This window comes from Rubrivirga marina (genome assembly GCF_002283365.1).
GTDB lineage: Bacteria > Bacteroidota > Rhodothermia > Rhodothermales > Rubricoccaceae > Rubrivirga > Rubrivirga marina.
This window is the reverse complement of sequence record NZ_MQWD01000001.1, coordinates 1,993,749-2,010,637: the sequence shown is the minus strand read 5'-3', so window position 1 is coordinate 2,010,637 and position 16,889 is coordinate 1,993,749. Positions and strand designations below refer to the sequence as shown.

Here is a 16,889-nt window from a genome sequence, read left to right as displayed (position 1 = left end):
CTCAGACGGCCTCGGCGTGCCGGCGGCGGTACTCGGAGGGTGTCATCCCCACGTGCCGCTTGAACGCCGCGTTGAACGACGACTTCGCGTTGAACCCGGCTTCCATCCCGATCGCCAGGACCGTCCAGTCGGCGTAGGCCGGGTCCGCCAGCCGCGCCTGCACCTCGCGGACGCGGTACCCGTTGACGACCTCGTAGAACGTCTGCCCGAGCTGGGTGCTCAGCACCTCGGTCAGGTTGTGCGGCGTGACGCCCAGCGCGCCGGCGAGGTCCGGGAGCGTGAGGTCGCCGCGCCGGTACAGGTGCTCGGTCTCCATCAGCGCGACGAGGCGGTCCCGGTACCCCGCGGCCTCGCCGGCCGTCATGCCGGAGCGGGCGTAGGGCTCGGCGGACGGCTCCTCGTCGGGGGCGAGCGCCGCGGCCGTCGTGATCTCCGGCTGCCGCAGCCCGAAGTAGCCGATGGCGTAGACGAACACGGTCACGGCCAGCAGCGTGAGGTCGTCGAACGGCGCGTCCGGGTCCATGCCCACGACCGAGTCGCGCCCGCCGAGCACGTAGAGCACCACCGAGAGGCCGAGCATCGCCACGACACCGGCCATGAGGATCTGGAGCCACCGCAGCCGGACGTGCTCGGCCGGCGCCTCCCCGGACTGCCGCACCGCCCGGCGCAAGACCGCCACGGAGAGCGCGAGGTACACCGCGCCGTGGAGCATCTTCAACGGGTTGATGACGACCAGGGCCTGCGTCTGGAGCGCCCGGCTCGGATCCGCCAGGATCGCCAGCTTCTCCGGGCCGGTCCGCAGGAAGAGCGGCACGAAGAACAGGGCGGCGACGACGAACGGGGCGAGGTGCCACGCGTCGGACGGGCGGAGCCGCGCCGTGCCGTCGGCGAACGCCCGGACGTAGAGGTAGAGGAGCGGCCCATAGAGAAACGCGATCGGGAGGTCGAGCCCGATGAGCGCCGGGTGGCGGAGGGCGGCCTCGGAGGCGTGGTAGACCGCCACCGCGAGGTCGACCGAGAACGCGAGGACGAGCCCGGCGAGGAGCCGGTTGGGCAGCGAGCCCCGGCTCGCCAGAACCGCCGCGAGAAACACGCCCTGGGCCGCGCCGATGAGGTAGACCGCCTCCATGCGTCGAAGGTAGCCGAGGCGGGGCTACTCGGCCGGCGCCCAGCGCAGCCGCGCCCACACGCCGCGGTGGTCCGACGGCTGGACGCCGCCGACGGGGTCCCCGAGGACGATCCGCGCGTCGACTGGCCGGAGGCCCGGGCCCGCGAACACGTGGTCGATCCACCGGGGCGTGTGCCCGAGCGCCTCGACCAGCGTCGACACCTCCGCGCCCGGGTGGATCGCGTCGAACGCGCTCGCGGCCCTGTCCGCCAGCGGGGCGAGCGACGGCGCGTCGGACGGCGCGTTGAAGTCGCCAGCGGCGACCCAGGGCGCCTCGGCGGTCCGGTCGAGGAAGGCGAGGAGGTCGGCGACCTGGACGGCGCGGATCGAATCGCCTTCGACCGTGTGGTGGAGGTGCGTCACGAGCACGTCGAGCGGGCGCCCGTCGACGTCGAGGCGGGCGCGGGCGGCGACGCGGTAGTCGGTGAGCGGGCGGAGCCGGACCCAGCTCGTGTCGCGGACCGGGTGCCGGCTGAGGATGGCGTTGCCGTAGCGCTTCGGCTCGTCGGGTCCGTTCACCGACGCGAACACGACGGCATAGCCGAGGCGGGCGCCGAGCGTCTCGGCCTGGTTCGCCAGCCCCTTGGCCGAGTCCTGCAACACCTCTTGGAGCACGATGACGTCCGGCCGGAGCGCGCCGAGGGTGTCCGCGATGACGCCGAGGCGGGCGGGCCAGTCGTCCTGGTCGTGCCACAGGTTGAGCGTGACCACGTCGACCGTCGCGAGCGGGGCCGACGCGGGCGGGGCCGCGCACGACGCGAGTCCCAGCGCCGCGAGGAGAAGGAGCCGCGTCACGCCAGCGTCAGGACGACCTCGTGCTCGGCGCCGTCGCGCACGAGGGGCACCCGCCAGAGGCCCGAGGCGGACGGGGCCGGCTCGCCGTCGACGACCAGCCCCGCCTCGGGGCCGCGCTCGGCCCGGATCGTGTAGACCGTTCCGGACCCGTCGGGCAGGCGGTAGCGGAGCGAGAAGCCGGGCCAGCTCTCGGGGACACACGGGCGCAGGGTGATCGCCTCGCCGCGCTCGATCCCGAACCCGAGGATCGACTCGACGGCGACGCGGAGCATCCACCCGGCCGACCCGGTGTACCACGTCCACCCGCCGCGCCCGACGTGGGGCGCCACGCCGTAGACGTCGGCCGCGATGACGTACGGCTCGGCCTGGTAGGTCGCGACGGCCTCCGGCGAGTCGCCGTGGCGGACGGGCGAGAGCATCGCGAGGAGCGGCGCGGCGCGCTCGCAGCGGCCGGCCTCGGCGAGCGCCCGGACGGCCCACAGCGCGGCGTGCGTGTACTGCCCGCCGTTCTCGCGGACGCCCGGCACGTAGCCCTTGATGTACCCCGGATCGTTCGGGGTCGTGTCGAACGGCGGGTCGAGCAGGCGGAGGATGCCGGCGTCCTCGTCGACCAGCCGCTCCTCCATCGCGTCGAGCGCCTGCTCCGCCCGACCCTCCGGGGCCACGCCGGAGAGGACGGCCCAGGCCTGCGCGAGCGCGTCGATCTGGCACTCGTCGCTCTCTTTCGAGCCCATCACGGCGCCGTTGTCGTAGAACGCGCGGCGATACCACCCGCCGTCCCAGCCGGCGTCGTTGAGCGCCGCCTGGAGGTGCGCGCGGTGCCGGCGGTACCGGTCGGCGCGTTCCTGGTCGCCCCGGGCCTCGACGTGCGGGAGGAACGCGTCGAGGGTGGCGGCGAGGAAGAACCCCATCCAGACGCTCTCCCCTCTCCCCTCGCGCCCCACGCGGTTCATCCCGTCGTTCCAGTCGCCGACGCCCATCAGCGGCAGCCCGTGCGCGCCGACCGCGAGGGACCGGTCGATGGCCCGCGCGGCGTGCTCGTAGACACTCCCCGTGCCCGCCTCGGTCGGCTGGAGAAACACCTCGTCCTGCCCGTCCTTGAGGAGCGGCGCCGTCAGGAAGCGGACGTCCTCGTCGAACACGCCGTCGTCGCCGGTCGTCGCGGCGTAGGACGACGCGAGGAGCGGGAGCCAGAGGAGGTCGTCGGCGAAGCGGGTGCGGATGCCCTTCGAGAGCGGCGGGTGCCACCAGTGGAGCACGTCCCCCTCCTCGAACTGGTGGGCCGCGTTGCGGAGGATCTGCGCGCGCGTGAGGTCGGGCCGGGCGTAGACGAGCGCGGACGTGTCCTGGAGCTGGTCGCGGTAGCCATAGGCCCCGCCGCTTTGATAAAACGCCGTCCGCCCCCAGAGACGGCACGAGAGGTTCTGGTACAGGAGCCAGCCATTGGCCATGAGGTCGAGCGCGGGCTCGGGCGTCTCGATCTGGAGCGCGCCCGTCGTCTCGGCCCAGAACTGCGTCGTGGCTTCGACCGCCTCGGTGACGGCGCCGAGGCGGGCGAACCGGGCCGCCAGCGCCTCCGCCGCGGCGCGCGTGTCGGCCTCACCAAGGACGAACGCGATCGCTTTCGTCTCGCCAGGCGCCAGATCGAGAGCCACGCGGTGCGCCACGAGCGGGTCGAGCCCGGCGCCGAGGGCGCCGTCCAGCGGGCCGCCCTCGACGAGCGCACGCGGCGCGGCGGGCGAGCCGTACCGGCCCAGGAACGCCGCCCGGTCGGCCGTGAGTGAGACCTCGGCGCCCTCCGGCGCGACGGCACAGGCGACGGCGACGCGCTCCGAGAACTCGCCGCGCACGGCGTTGCGGGCAAACACCGTGTCGCCGTCACGCTCCGTCACCACCATCCGGTCGGACTCGCTGGCGAGGGCGCCGAGCACGACGCGCGCGCTGGCCGCAACGGCCAGCCGGCGAGTCTCGTCGGACGTGTTCGTCAGGCGGACGACCGTCAGCCGAGCCGAGGCGTCGGGCGCGATCGACTGCGTCGTGTGCTGCTCGATGCCCTCGACCGACGTGCGCCACGTGGAATACCCAAACCCATGGCGGACCTCGACGGGTGCGTTCGCCGAGACCGGCCCGCCCGTGGGCGACCAGAGCGTGCCGGCCGCCTCGTCCTGCACGTACAGCGCCTCGGTGTGCGGGTCCTCGACCGGGTCGTTCGACCACGGCGACACGCGGTTCTCGCGGCTGTTCGCGCTCCACGACGACGCCGAGCCGACTTCCGAGACGAAGGACCCGCCCCACTCATTCGCAATCACGTTCGTCCACGGCAGCGGCGGGAGCGCGAGCCGGCCGTGACTGTCTGGGCGGAGGTGCATCACGTACTCCGTCCCGTCGGGCGAGAAGCCGCCGATGCCGTTCCACTCGCGGAGCGCGGAGGGATCGAGTGCGAGGTCGCCCGCCGGCACGTCCGGCCTCGGTGCCGAGGTGGGCGGGGTCGCGGGCGCCGCGGTCGGCGCCGGGAACGCGTCGTCGGCCCAGACGTGGGCGCGGGCCGCGGCCAGCGCGCGGTCGGCCTCGCTCCACGCGTCAACGGCGACGGGGCGGACGCCCGCGATTCCGACGACCTCGGGGAGCACGTCGGCGTCGCAGAGCGCGAGGACCTCCACGTCGAGCCCGAGGCGGGCCCAGGTCGCGCGGGCCTCCGCGAGCCGCCGGGCCGCCGCGACGCCCCGGTCGGTCCGCACCCGAATCACGACGCGCCGGCCGGTTCCGCCGAGCGCGAGCGCGCCCGGGTCAGCGCCGGGCTCGACGGCAGCGATCGTCTCGGCCGGCGCCCGGAGACCGGGGTCCCCGAACAGGAGCGGGCCGACGAGGGCCTGGGCCGCCTCGGCGGTCGCCTCGTCTACCCCGGCCTGCTGGCGAGTGGTCTCAGCCGAGTCGGCCGCGGAGCGGATGGCGGCGGCGACGGCGTCGAGGTCGGCGAGGGTCGCGGCCGTGTCGAGGACGGCGTCGCACGAGCGCCCGCCGGCGAGCCCGAACGCCCGCGTCGCCGGCTCGCCCGCAGGCACGTCCGCAGGCACGTCCACGACCGTGCGGAGGGCGACGACGGGGTCGAGGACCGCGCCCACGGTCCCACCGAGGCGGCCCGCCTCGGCGAGCGCGGCGGGGTCGCGGCGCGTGTGCCCGCGGCCGACGAACGCGAACCGGTCGGTCTCCCACGAGACCGCCTCGGCGGCGCCGTCGAGCCAGTGGCTCAGCCAGACGGGCGGGTCCTCGGGGGTCCGCGGGCGGCGCTTCGCGACGAGCGCCGGGCGGTCCTCCACCTTCTCGGTCTGCACGAACAGCTTCGAGAACGCCGGGTGCGCCGCGTCCGCTCCGCGGTGGTGGAGGACGATCTCGGCGAACGTCGTCATCTCGATCCGGCGCGCCCGCCCGTCGAGGGCTCGCAGCGTGACGCGGCCGACGAACGCGCCCCCGGCCGCGGCGAGGCACAGCCGCGTCTCGACGCCGCCGTCCTCCCGCACGATCTCGACGGTGCCCGGTCCGAAGCGGGCCTCATAGGCGGTACCCCCGGCCCCGAGCGGCTGCCAGCCCGCGCTCCACACGCGACCGGAGTCGAGGTCGCGGAAGAAGACGAACACGCCGTCGGCGTCCTCGACGCGGTCGGCCCGCCAGCGCGTGAGGTCGACGGCGCCCTCGGCGTCCTCGTACCAGACGACGCCCGTGCCGCCGGCGGTGACGGCCGCCGAGAGCGGGCCGCTCGACAGCAGCCGAGTGGGCGGGACGGCCCGGCCGAAGTCGGCGGGCGAGACGGTGGTCGACGTAGCGAGCTCCACGGGAGGGATCGAGAAAGCGGTCAGCCCTTGACGCCGCCGAGCATGATGCCGCGGACGTACTGGCGCTGGAGGGCGAGGAAGACGACGAGGACGGGCAGCGTGGTCACGACGGCCCCGGCCATCATGAACTCGTTGTCCTGGACCCGCTCACGCGTGAGCGTCGCGAGCGCGACGGGCAGCGTGTACAGGTCGTCGTCGGTGAGGACGATGAGGGGCCACATGAAGTCGTTCCACGAGCCCATGAACGTGAACAGGGCCAGCGTCACGAGGACGGGCCGGAGGAGCGGGAGCGCCACGCGCCAGTAGATCTCGAACTCCGTCGCCCCGTCGATCCGGGCCGCCTCGAGGAGGCTGTCGGGGATCGACAGCGCGAACTGGCGGATGAGGAAGATGCCGAAGATGCTGGCCGCCGCCGGGACGATCACGCCGGCGTACGAGTTGACGAGGCCCAGCGCGCGCATCTCGAGGAAGAGCGGGAGCATTGCCACCTGCGCCGGAATCACGAGCGCGGCCAGGAGCGCCTTGAACAGCCGCTCGCGGCCCCGGAAGCGGAGCTTCGCGAAGGCGTAGCCCGCCAGCGAGTTGATGAACAGCGACACGAGCGTGACGGCCGTCGCCACGAGCGCGCTGTTGAGGAGGTACCGCCCCATGTCGGCCCGTGCGAACAGGGCGAGGTAGTGCTCGACCGTCGGTGCGCTCGGGAGAAGCGGCGGCGGGAACGTGCTCGCCTCGCCGGTCGGCATGAGCGACGCCGAGACCATCCACAGGAGCGGGAACGCCGTGAGCGCCGCGCCCACGAGGAGCGCGCCGTGGAGAAGCGTCGTGGCGAGGCGGCGGTTCATCGGGCGACGGGTCCGCCCGCCTCGACGCCGAGGCGGATCGGGTGGGCGGAGCGGAGGGAACGTGGGCTCACGGGTCGGACCGCTGGAGGCGGAGCTGGATGAGCGTCCCGACCATCATCAGGGCGAACAGGACGAAGGCGACGGCCGAGGCGTAGCCCAGATTCCACCACTTGAAGCCTTCCTCGTACATCAGGTACACCACGCTGACCGTCGCCCGGAGCGGCCCGCCCTCGGTCATGACGTAGGGCTCGGCGAACAGCTGGAAGTACCCGATCATCGTGATGACGCCGACGAACAGGAACGTCGGCGCGAGCTCCGGGACCGTGATGTGGCGGAACCGCGCCCACCACCCGGCGCCGTCAAGCTCGGCCGCCTCGTAGAGCTCCTCCGGCACGCCCGCCAGCCCGGCCACGAAGATGATCATGTTGTAGCCGAAGTTCTTCCACACGGCCAGCCCGATGATCGCCGGCATCGCCCACGCCGGGTCGCCCAGCCAGTCGACGCCCTCGATCCCGACCGCGCCGAGCGCCGAGTTGAGGAGCCCGTACTCGGCGTTGTAGAGGTACCGCCAGACGACCGCCACGGCCACGAGCGTCGTGACGACGGGCGCGAAGAAGACCGTCCGCCACAACCCTTTCCACCGCGTCAGCTTCGAGCTCACGAGGAGCGCGGCGCCGAGCGAGACGGCGACCGACAGCGGCCCGCCGACGACCACGAAGTAGGCCGTATTCCGGAGGGCCTGCCAGAAGTCGGGGTCGCCCGCGAGCTCGACGTAGTTCTTGAGCCCGACGAACCGCGCCGTGCCGGGGTCGGCGAGCGCGTAAAGGTCGAAGTCGGTGAGGCTGAGCGCGAGCGCGGCGGCGACGGGCAGGAAGAAGAACGCCCCGATGACGAGGAGCGACGGCGCGATGAAGAACAGGGCCGCGCGGCTGGCGGCGCTCTCAGGCAGCGACGGCCGCCACCCGCGGCCGGGATCCGTCCGCCCCGGGTCCGTCCGCCTCGGCGCCGAGACGGGCGCAGCCGGCGGGCCGAGCGTCGTGGCGAGGTCCTCGTCGGTGTGGGTGACGGTGCTCATCGGCCGGAACCTCTCCCCTCGTCATCCTGAGGAGCGGAGCACCGAAGGATCTCGTGTCGGCCGACGGATCGGCTGGTGCGAGCGCGGCGATCGGGTCGGGCGAGATCCTTCGCTGCGCTCAGGATGACACGGAGTGGGGATCGGGTCTTCATCCCTCTGCCTCGCGGTCGAGGAGCCAGCGGCGCTTCTCGAGGATCCGATCGACATCCGCGTCGAGCGCGGCGAGGGCCTCGTCGATCGTCATCTGGCCGCGGGCGGCGGCCTCGCCGTAGGTCCGGATGGTCTGCGCGATCCGCTCCTGCTCCGGGATCTTGGGCGTGGGGCGGACGCGCCCGAGCTGCTCGAAAAAGGCCCGCGCGTACCGGTCGTCCGCGAGCCCCGAGGCCTCCCACGCCGACGCCCGCGGCGGGAGGTCGCCCGTCAGCCGGTTGAACTCGATCTGGACCTCGGGCCGCGACAGGAACTCGACGAGCTCCCACGCCTCGGCCTTGTGCTCGGACGCCTCGAAGATGACGAGGCTCGCGCCGCCGGCCACCGACACGCCCGGCGTGCCGGCCGTCGGGCCGGGGATGGGCGCCGTGCCCCAGTCGTCCGGGTGCTCGGTCAGCCGACGTTGGAACTCGCCGATGTTCCAGGGGCCCGTGATGGTGCTCGCGAACCGGCCGCGGTCGAACTCCTGGTAGAGGTTCGAGATCTCGGTCCCCGACGTGGCCGGCGCCAGGCCCTCGCGGTAGAGGCCGACGTAGAAGGCGAACGCCTCGCGGAACGCGGGGCTCGCGAAGTTGCCATAGCGCCCGCCGTCGCGGAGGAGCTCGGCGGTGTTGAGCCCGAGGATGAGCGGCGGCTCGAACTCGTTGACGGGCAGCAGGATCGGGTACCCGCCGTCGGGCTGGACGGCCTGCACGGCGCGCATCGCTTCCAGCCAGCCGTCCCACGTCGTCGGCATCGCGTCGTAGCCGGCCTCGGCGAACAGGTCGGTCCGGTAGAAGAGGATCCGCGTGTCGACGTACCACGGGACGCCCCACAGCCGGCCGTCGATGACGTTGGTGTCCCAGATCCCGCCGAAGTAGTCGCCCTCGTCGACGGCCTCCGACCGATGGACGTACGGCGTCAGGTCCTCCAGCGCCCCGAGCGCCTGCATCTCGGCGACCCACGTGTTGCCGAACTGCGAGACGTCGGGCGTCGAGCGGCCGGCGAACGCCGTCAGGAGCTTCTCGTGGACCGACGTCCACGGCTGCTGCTGGACCTCGACGCGGATGCCGGGGTGCTCGGCCTCGAACCGCTCGATGAGCGGCTGGACTTTTTCGCCTTCCGCCCCCATCGCCCAGAACTCGAGCACGACCTCGCCCTCGTCCGCCTCGGCGCACCCACCGAGGGAGCCGAGCGCGACGCCGAGGAGGAGCAGGAGCGGGCGGAGGGTCATGGGGATTCACCGTCTCTCGTGTCATCCTGAGGAGCGGAGCGCCGAACGATCTCGTGCCGGCCCGCCTCGGCGCGACGACGGGCGAAGCGAGTGAGTCCGACGAGATCCTTCGCTCCGCTCAGGATGACATGGAGGGGACGGGTGCGCCCGCCTCGGCATCGAGGCGGGCAGAGTGGGAGTCAGTTGGCGGCGAGCACGGTCGCGGCGACGCCGGCGTCGCGGACGCGCTCGAAGAAGATGCGGTGGGCGGGGTCGTTGTAGTGGACGTCGTCGCCGGAGTCCCAGCGCTGGGCCTGGGCCCCGTCGGCGTCGGCGAAGCCGGACCAGAAGTCGATGGCGCGGTCGCCGTAGGTCGCGAGGAGGGCGTCGCGGACCTCCTCCTGGACGGCGATCCACTCGGGGTCAAGGCCGCGGGGCTGCGTCGTCGTGATCCAGACTGGGACCCCGGCGGCCTCAGCGCGGGCCACCATCGCGGCAAAGTTGGCGAGCTGTGTCTCGGTGTCGACGCCGGAGGCCGCGTCGTTCGACGGGAGGTTGATGACGATGGCGTCCGGGTCGCGCGCGAGGGCCGCGTCGATGTTGCGCTGCGGGTCCGGCGCGCCGCGGATGTGGTCCGGCGCCGCGGTGCCGGCCGGGGCGAGGTGGAACGTCGAGTAGCCGCCGCGCGCGAGGTTCAGCACGTCGAACCGCACGTCGACGCCCTCGAGGTACTCGCGGAAGCGGTTGACCCACGTGCTGTCCCGATGCGACGGCCCGGTCCCCTCGGCCGTCGACGAGCCGAGGACGACGACGAGCAGGCGGTCCTCATTCGGCTGCGACGCCTCGGCCGTCTCCGGGAAGTCGATGGGCGCGGGCATCTCGACCTCCGCCCCGCTCAGCCAGCCGCCCTGGAAGCCGGCGCGCCGGAGGCCGTGGACGAGGTACGGGCTCTCCTTGAGCGTCTCCCAAACGAGCCCCGACCGGAAGTTCTCGGCCATGATGAGGATCGGCCCCTGGTCGATGCCCAGATAATCGTGGTCGACCCAGCCGTACGGCGTGACCTCCGAGTTCCGCTTGATCGGGACGTCCTCGAACACGAACGTCGGGTTGACCGCGTCGCGGAAGCCGTAGTCCTCGGTCCACAGATCCGGGTAGCGCTCGGCCATCGCCATGAGCGCCGCGATCGTGATGTCCGGGGCGAACGGGATGGAGCCGCCCGTGGCCGTCGGCGCGAGCGTCCCGTCGTCGTTGATGTGGTCGGCGCTGGCGCCGCGGGCCCAGTAGGTGTGGAACTGGCGCGTCTCGCCGTCAACCTCGACGGCCTGGTCGCTCGGGCCGTCGCTCGCCGTGAGCCCCCAGATCTCGGCCGAGTAGTCGGCCCAGCCGCCGGGGTTGTCGATGGCGTAGGCCCGCTGGCTGAGCGTCCCGCGCCGGCTGTTCTCGAAGTAGTCGTAGGGCTCGCCCAGTTCGGCGCTCTTGTCGCGCATCCACTGGTCTTGAATGCTGCGGAAATCGACGAACAGGTGGGAGTACTGATGCCCGAAGAGCGGCGTAAAGTTGACGTGCTCGTAGCCGTAGAACTCCTCCCACTCGTAGGTATCCGTCCAGGCCGTCCAGGTGTCCGGGTCGAGCGGGTGCGTCGGGGAGCCGAGGCCGAGGAGGTAGAGGATCATCCCCTCGTTGTAGCCCTTCCACTCGGCCGGGATGTACTCGCTCTCGGGGTGCCAGCCCATCGAGAGGACCGTCGCGCCCTCGTTCCGCACCCAGGGCCACTCGACGCGTTGGTAGAGCGAGTCGGAGTAGGCGCGGATGGCCCGCTCCGCCTCGGTGTCGCCGTCGAAGTACTCGCGCGAGAACAGGACGCCGCCCATGAGCAGGGCCGTGTCGATCGTCGAAAGCTCGACGTTGCGGAAGCGCGTGGCGTCGTCGTACTCGAGGAAGTGGTAGAAGTAGCCGCGGTGGCCGGCCGTGCCGACCTGCTCGGGGCCCTGCGGCGCCTCGTAGAGCGTGCGGAGCGTCGTGAGCGTCCGCTCGGCGGCCTCGGCGCGCGTGACGTAGCCGCGCTCGGCGCCGATCCCGTAGGCCGGCAGCCCGAACCCGATGGCGGCGACGCTCGAAAAGTCGCGGCTCGGGTAGCGGTCGTGGACGAGCCCGTTCTCGGGCGTCGTCTCCCAGAACCAGCGGAACGTCCGGTGCTGGAGCGTGTCGAGGAACGCCTCCTCCTCGGGCGAGAGCTCGTAGGCGAGGGGGGCCGCCTCGACGCTCGAGGCGGAGGGGCCCGGCGGGGTCGCGACCGGCGCCGACGGCGCGCAGGCGGCGACCGCCAGCAGGGCGAGGAGCGGGAAGAGGCGGCGCATGGGCAGGGCGAGAGGTGGAACGGAAGGGGCTCCCTTCTCCTCCACGTCATCCTGAAGAGCAGGGCGACGCTGGATCTCGTGTCGATCCGCCTCGGCGGCACGATGGGCGACCCGGCCGAGTCCGGCGGGGTCCTCCGCTGCGCTCAGGATGACAGGGGGCAGAGCCACTACAGGCGGCGGAGGACGAGGGTGGAGAGGACGGGCGGGGCGCCGTCGCCCCCCGAGAACCGGAGGACGGGCGCGGCGCGCTCGGGGAGCGTGAACCGGACGCGTCCCTCGACGGCCCGCCAGCGCTCGGCGAGGTCGAGGCGGAGGGTGCCCACCGGCGAACCGAGAGGAGTGGCCACGACGTCGACGGCGACCGTTTGGGGTGCCTCGCCCGTGCCGACGGCACCGAGCGTGAGGTCGTAGGCCCCGGCCGGCAGGACGGGCAGCGTCCACGCCTCGGGCATCTCGCGAGCCGACTGGAAGCGCGCGTCGTCCTCCGTCGCCCCGATCCGGTGGTGGGTGCGGCGGGCCTCGCCGTCGGGCGCCGCGCCGGGCCAGTCGGCCTCAGCGACGTAGACGAGGCCAGACGGGCCGGTGAAGCTGTGGTCGGCGCCGACGTTGAGCGCGACCTCAGGCGGCGCGTCCGGTCCGCCCTCGAAGAAGGCCCCGGTGTCGGTGTAGTGGAGCGTGGCCGTGTCGTGGTGCATCGCGTCGCCCCAGAGGCCCATCACGTCGACCCGGTTCGCACCGGGGGCCAGCTCGACCTCGAAGACCGCCAGCCCGTCGTCGGGGACGCCCCGCATCGGCGGGCCGCCGTCGAGGGAGAGGCCCAGTTCGGCCGCGTTGGTGAACACCCGCACCGACTGGCGGCGGGGCCCGGCGCGGTGGAGGTGGTCGCGCTCGACGCGGATCACGGGCTCGTCGAGGAGCATCGCCCGGTATAGGAACGCGACGTCCTTCGGCGTCCGGTCGAAAAAGTGGAGGCCCTTCTGGTTGATCCCGTCCTTCGTGTCCTGCCGCCCGGCCGAGCCGAAATCGAACTGGTTCCAGACGGCGCTGCCCACCATCCACGGGCGGTCGCGGACGGTCTGGAACGAGGCGTGGTGGAAGTTCTCGGCGTGCTCGGTCGAGAAGTCGAACCGGACGGGCCGGTCGGCGTGGACCCGCTCGTCGGAGCCGGCGCCGTACTCGCTCAGCATGAGCGGGACGTCGGGGTGCGCGGCGTGGAGGCTGTCCATGAACACGCCGAGGTCGGCGAACGTGTCGTGGTACCAGCCGAAGTAGAGGTTGAAGGCGAAGATGTCCGAGACGTCCGCGATCCGGTACTCGGCCTCGTTGAACGAGACGGCCATCGCCGTGAGCCGCGTGGGGTCGACCTCTTCGACGCCCCGCTCCAGCCGCTCCGCGAGGGCGCGGACGTCGTCGACGTAGCCCTCCGGCGTCGGGTTTGGGATCCGGAGGAGGATCTCGTTCATGTAGCCCCAGATCACGACCGACGGGTGGTTGTAGTGCTGGACGATCATCTCGCGCAGCCGCTGCTCGGCGTTCTGCGCAAAGGCCTCCGACTGCGTGATCGTGTTGACGACGGGGATTTCCTCCCACACCATCAACCCGAGGCGGTCGGTCTCGTGGAGCACGGCCTCGTCCTGCGGGTAGTGCGCGAGGCGGAGGAAGTCGAACCCGGTCTCCTTGACGAGGCGGACGTCGCGGCGGTGGAGGTCGTCGGGGAGCGCGTTCCCGTCGCCCTCGACGTCCTGGTGGCGGTTCGTGCCGTGGAGTTGACGGCGCTCGCCGTTGAGCATGAACCCGTCGCCGTCGACCGCCACCCAGCGGAACCCGAACGGGCTCGTGACGAGGTCGCGCGTCTCCCCGTCCACCTCGACGCGCGTCTCGACACGGTAGACGTGGGGCGTCTCCGGCGACCACAGGCGCGGCGCCTCGACCGGCTCGCTCCACTCCTCGTCGAGTACCGCCCCGCCCGGCCGGAGCTCGTGCGTCGTGCTCCACGCCGTCACCTCGGCGCCGTCGGGGTCGATCAGCCGGTGGGCGAGCTCGACCGTCACGGGGATCCCGCCGCTGTTCGTCACCCGGGCGCGGGCGCGGACGCGCGTGTCGCCCTCCGCGAGGCCGGGCGTGTCGAACCATGCGTTCGTCGCGTTGCCGCGAAAGGGGATGTGGACCGGGTCGGTCTCGATCAGCCACACGTCGCGGTAGATCCCGCCGTAGAACGTGAAGTCGGCGTCGAGCGGCGGGATGTCGGGGTTGTGGCTGTTGTCGACGCGGACCGCGATGACGTTCTCGCCCTCTCGCAGCGCGTCGGTCACGTCGAGCACGAACGCCGTGTACCCGCCAACGTGACCGCCGACGTCCTGGCCGTTGACCCACACGTCGGCGACCTGATTCGCGCCCTCGAAATGGAGGAACCGCCGCCCGGGGGTGCCCGCCTCGGCGGCTCCCCTGAGCGAAGTCGAAGGGCCGAGGCGGAGGGTGCGGCGGTACCAGCCGGCGCCGCGGCGGTAGCCGGGCTCGTCGTCGAAGGCGTCCTCGGCGTTCCACGTGTGCGGGAGGTCGACGCGGTCCCACGCGCCGTCGTCGAAGGCCGGGGCTTCGGCGCCGGGCGCGTCGGCGTTCCAGAAGCGCCAGGCGTCGTTGAGCGAGGTCTGGGTCCGTTGGGCGCTGGCGGACGCCGCCGTCAGCAGGGCGAGCAGGAGCGCGCGGCCGATCATGAGCCCTCGGGGAGGTCGGTGGCGCAGCGGAAGCCGACGTGGGCGAACGACGACTCGGGCGTCGCGTGGCTCCGCGCGCTCACGCGGTAGCCGTGGCAGTACGACGGGTGGCAGAGGTACGAGCCGCCGCGCTGGACGCGCTCGCTCGTGGCCGTCGGCGTGAAGGGCGCGTCGCGCTGGTCGTAGGGGCGGTACCAGCTCGCCGTCCACTCCCAGACGTTGCCGCCCATGTCGGTCAGCCCGAGCGGCGTCTCGCCGAAGCGGCCGACGGGGTTCGTGCCGCCCCGGTAGCCGTCGGCGCCCGTGTCGTTGCCAGGGAACGAGCCGGTCCACGTGTTCGCGTTCGGGCGCCCGTCCTCGTTGAGGTCGTCGCCCCAGGCGTAGGGGCTCCGGTCGTCGACGGCGCCGCGGGCGGCGTGCTCCCACTCGACCTCCGTCGGGAGCCGGCCGCCTGCCCACGTGCAGAACGCTTCGGCGTCGGTGTAGGCGATCTGGGTGACGGGGTGGTCCGCCTCGGCGGGGGGCTGGTTGGGGCCGAACGGCGTCCGCCACTGCGCGTCCGGGATGAGCGCCCACTGGCCGGTCGACTGGTCCATGGCGGCGCCGTCCCCGAAGCGCTCGGCCTGCGTCTCGTAGCCGGTCGAGTCGACGAACGTGCGGAAGCGGGCGACGGTGACGGGCGAGCGGTCGAGGAGGAAGGGCGCGACCTCGGCCTCGAACGCCGGCCGCTCGTGCGGCATCCCGCTCTCGCCCGCCGTGACGCCGATCGTCGTGGGCCCGCCCGGCACCCACACCTGGCCGTCGGGGATCACGAGGTCGGCGGGCGGCGGCGCGGCCTCCCTCGACGGCTCCACCGAGGCCGCCTCGGCCGACGCGTCGCCCGACCCGCACCCGCCGACGGCGACCGCCAGCGCGAGGAGGAGAAGGGGGACAACACGCCGGCCCATCCGCGTATCATCCTGAGCGAGCGGAGCGAGTCGACGGATCTCTGGTGCGACGGGGGCTCCATCCGACGCCGAGAGCGCGCATCGAAGTGCGTGCTCGCCAGAGTTCCTTCGACTCCAGCCGCTGCGCGGCCTCCGCTCAGGATGACACGGATTCAGGGCCGAGCCTTCGGCCCGTCCCCCGCTCCCCGATCCTCGGACCCTGATGGTCATCAGTCGTAGAGCAGCCGCTCGTCGGCGTTCCAGTTGCCGCGGCGCATCGGGACCCGCATCGCGTCGTCCTCGCTGAGACGGTCGAAGAGCCGGCTCCGCATGTCGGCGGCGACCTCCGGGAGGGCCTCCACGAGGTTGACCCGCTCCTCCGGGTCGGCCGCGATGTCGTAGAGCTCCTCGGTGTCCCAGACGCCGTGGTAGTAGATGAACTTGTACCGGTCGCCCCGCAGCGCGAACGTCGTCGGCGTGTGGGGGAAGGCGTACTCCCAGTAGTACTCGTAGAGGAACTCGCGGCCGGCCCCGCCCGCCTCGGCGCCGCCCGGGAGGAGGTCGAGGAACGACGTCCCGTCCATGTCGATCGAGGTCGAGGTGCCCGCCAGCTCCAGGAAGGTCGGCGCGACGTCGATGTTGCGGACGAGCGCCTCGACGCGCGTGCCCGGCTCGATCCAGCCCGGGGCCCAGGCCAGCATCGGGACCCGGATCGACTCTTCGTACGCGTTCCGCTTGTCGATCAGCCCGTGCTCGCCGAGGAGGAACCCGTTGTCGCCCATGTAGACGACCAGCGTGTTCTCCGCCAGGCCGAGCCGTTCGAGCGTCTCCAGCACGCGGCCCACGCTCTCGTCCAGCGCCAGGAGGGTCTCGGTGTAGCGGCGGTAGAAGTTGTCGAACCCGCTCTGGCCCGGCCCAAGGTCGCCGTGGAACATGAAGTCGACGCCGTGCCAGCTCCCGCGCTGGGCCCGCACCCAGTGGGGCTTGCCGAGGACGTTCCGCTCGGTCGGCCACATCGTCTCGGGGTACGGGATCGTCACGTCGGCGTAGGTCCCACGGTGGCGCGGCGCCGGGCTGAACTCGGCATGGACGGCCTTGTGGGAGAGCTCGAGGAAGAACGGCTCCGACCCGTCCTGCGCCTCGAGGAACTCGACGGCGTAGTCCGTCAGGAGGTCCGTCGTGTACCCCTCGTGCTGGACCTGGGCGCCGTCGATGTTGAGGAGCGGGTCCGTGTAGGCGCCCTGCCCGCGGAACGAGACCCACCGGTCGAAGCCCGGCTGCGGCGCGTCGTCGACCTCGCCCATGTGCCACTTGCCGACGTAGGCCGTCCGGTAGCCGCCCGCCTGGAGGTCCTGCGGGAAGAACCGCGTGCCCTCGGGGATCGGGCTCGTGTTGTCGACGATCCCGTGGTTGTGGGCGTAGCGGCCGGTCAGGATCGAGCCGCGGCTCGGCGAGCAGAGGCTCGTCGTGACGAACGCGTTGGCGAGGTGGGCGCCCTCGGTCGCCATCCGGTCCATGTTCGGCGTCCGGAGGAACGCCGGCGCGTTGGGGTGCGCGCTGAAGAAGTCGTAGCGGTGGTCGTCCGAGAGGATGAACACCACGTTCCGCGGCTGCGCATCGGCGGACGCCGCCAGCAGCACGAACGCGAGCATCTTCACCCGGACCGGGACCGGCTGCGGCTCATCGCCCCGGCCGAGGAGGCCCTGGAGGGCGCGCTTGAGGGCCTCCCCCCACTCGCGGAGCGTGTCGGACGGGGTGGACATGGGATGTGGGGTGGGCG

At 72.6% G+C, this 16,889-nt stretch carries 10 protein-coding genes; all 10 read right to left on the bottom strand.

The features are described from left to right. Nucleotide 1 precedes the first annotated feature (1 nt). Complete coding sequence (locus BSZ37_RS08230; protein ID WP_095510091.1) at nt 2-1,129, bottom strand: helix-turn-helix transcriptional regulator; 1,128 nt, start codon at nt 1,127-1,129, stop codon at nt 2-4. A gap of 24 nt (nt 1,130-1,153) precedes the next feature. After that, entirely contained in the window at nt 1,154-1,963 is an 810-nt protein-coding gene (locus tag BSZ37_RS08225; protein WP_179299530.1) for an endonuclease/exonuclease/phosphatase family protein, read from the bottom strand. Continuing rightward, entirely contained in the window at nt 1,960-5,793 is a 3,834-nt protein-coding gene (locus BSZ37_RS08220) for a GH36-type glycosyl hydrolase domain-containing protein (protein ID WP_095510089.1), read from the bottom strand. The genes BSZ37_RS08225 and BSZ37_RS08220 overlap by 4 nt, the downstream gene beginning before the upstream one ends. Before the next feature lie 20 nt (nt 5,794-5,813). Beyond that, nucleotides 5,814-6,635, bottom strand: coding sequence for a carbohydrate ABC transporter permease (locus BSZ37_RS08215; protein WP_095510088.1), 822 nt, complete (start codon nt 6,633-6,635; stop codon nt 5,814-5,816). A gap of 67 nt (nt 6,636-6,702) precedes the next feature. Then, complete coding sequence (locus BSZ37_RS08210; RefSeq protein ID WP_095510087.1) at nt 6,703-7,710, bottom strand: carbohydrate ABC transporter permease; 1,008 nt, start codon at nt 7,708-7,710, stop codon at nt 6,703-6,705. Nucleotides 7,711-7,858: 148 nt separating this feature from the next. Beyond that, nucleotides 7,859-9,133, bottom strand: a complete 1,275-nt coding sequence (locus tag BSZ37_RS08205) for a sugar ABC transporter substrate-binding protein (RefSeq protein WP_095510086.1) — start codon at nt 9,131-9,133, stop codon at nt 7,859-7,861. Nucleotides 9,134-9,312: 179 nt separating this feature from the next. Further along, entirely contained in the window at nt 9,313-11,469 is a 2,157-nt protein-coding gene (locus BSZ37_RS08200) for a glucoamylase family protein (RefSeq protein ID WP_179299529.1), read from the bottom strand. Between the two features lie 167 nt (nt 11,470-11,636). Next, nucleotides 11,637-14,183: a glycoside hydrolase family 2 protein gene (locus tag BSZ37_RS08195; RefSeq protein WP_095510085.1), complete on the bottom strand. Its 2,547-nt coding sequence runs from the start codon at nt 14,181-14,183 to the stop codon at nt 11,637-11,639. After that, on the bottom strand, nt 14,180-15,130 hold the full coding sequence (locus BSZ37_RS08190) for a formylglycine-generating enzyme family protein (RefSeq protein WP_095510084.1): 951 nt from the start codon (nt 15,128-15,130) through the stop codon (nt 14,180-14,182). The genes BSZ37_RS08195 and BSZ37_RS08190 overlap by 4 nt, the downstream gene beginning before the upstream one ends. A gap of 209 nt (nt 15,131-15,339) precedes the next feature. After that, a complete protein-coding gene (locus tag BSZ37_RS08185) occupies nt 15,340-16,872 on the bottom strand; it encodes a sulfatase family protein (protein WP_218830442.1) in 1,533 nt (510 codons plus the stop codon). Between the last annotated feature and the right edge of the window lie 17 nt (nt 16,873-16,889).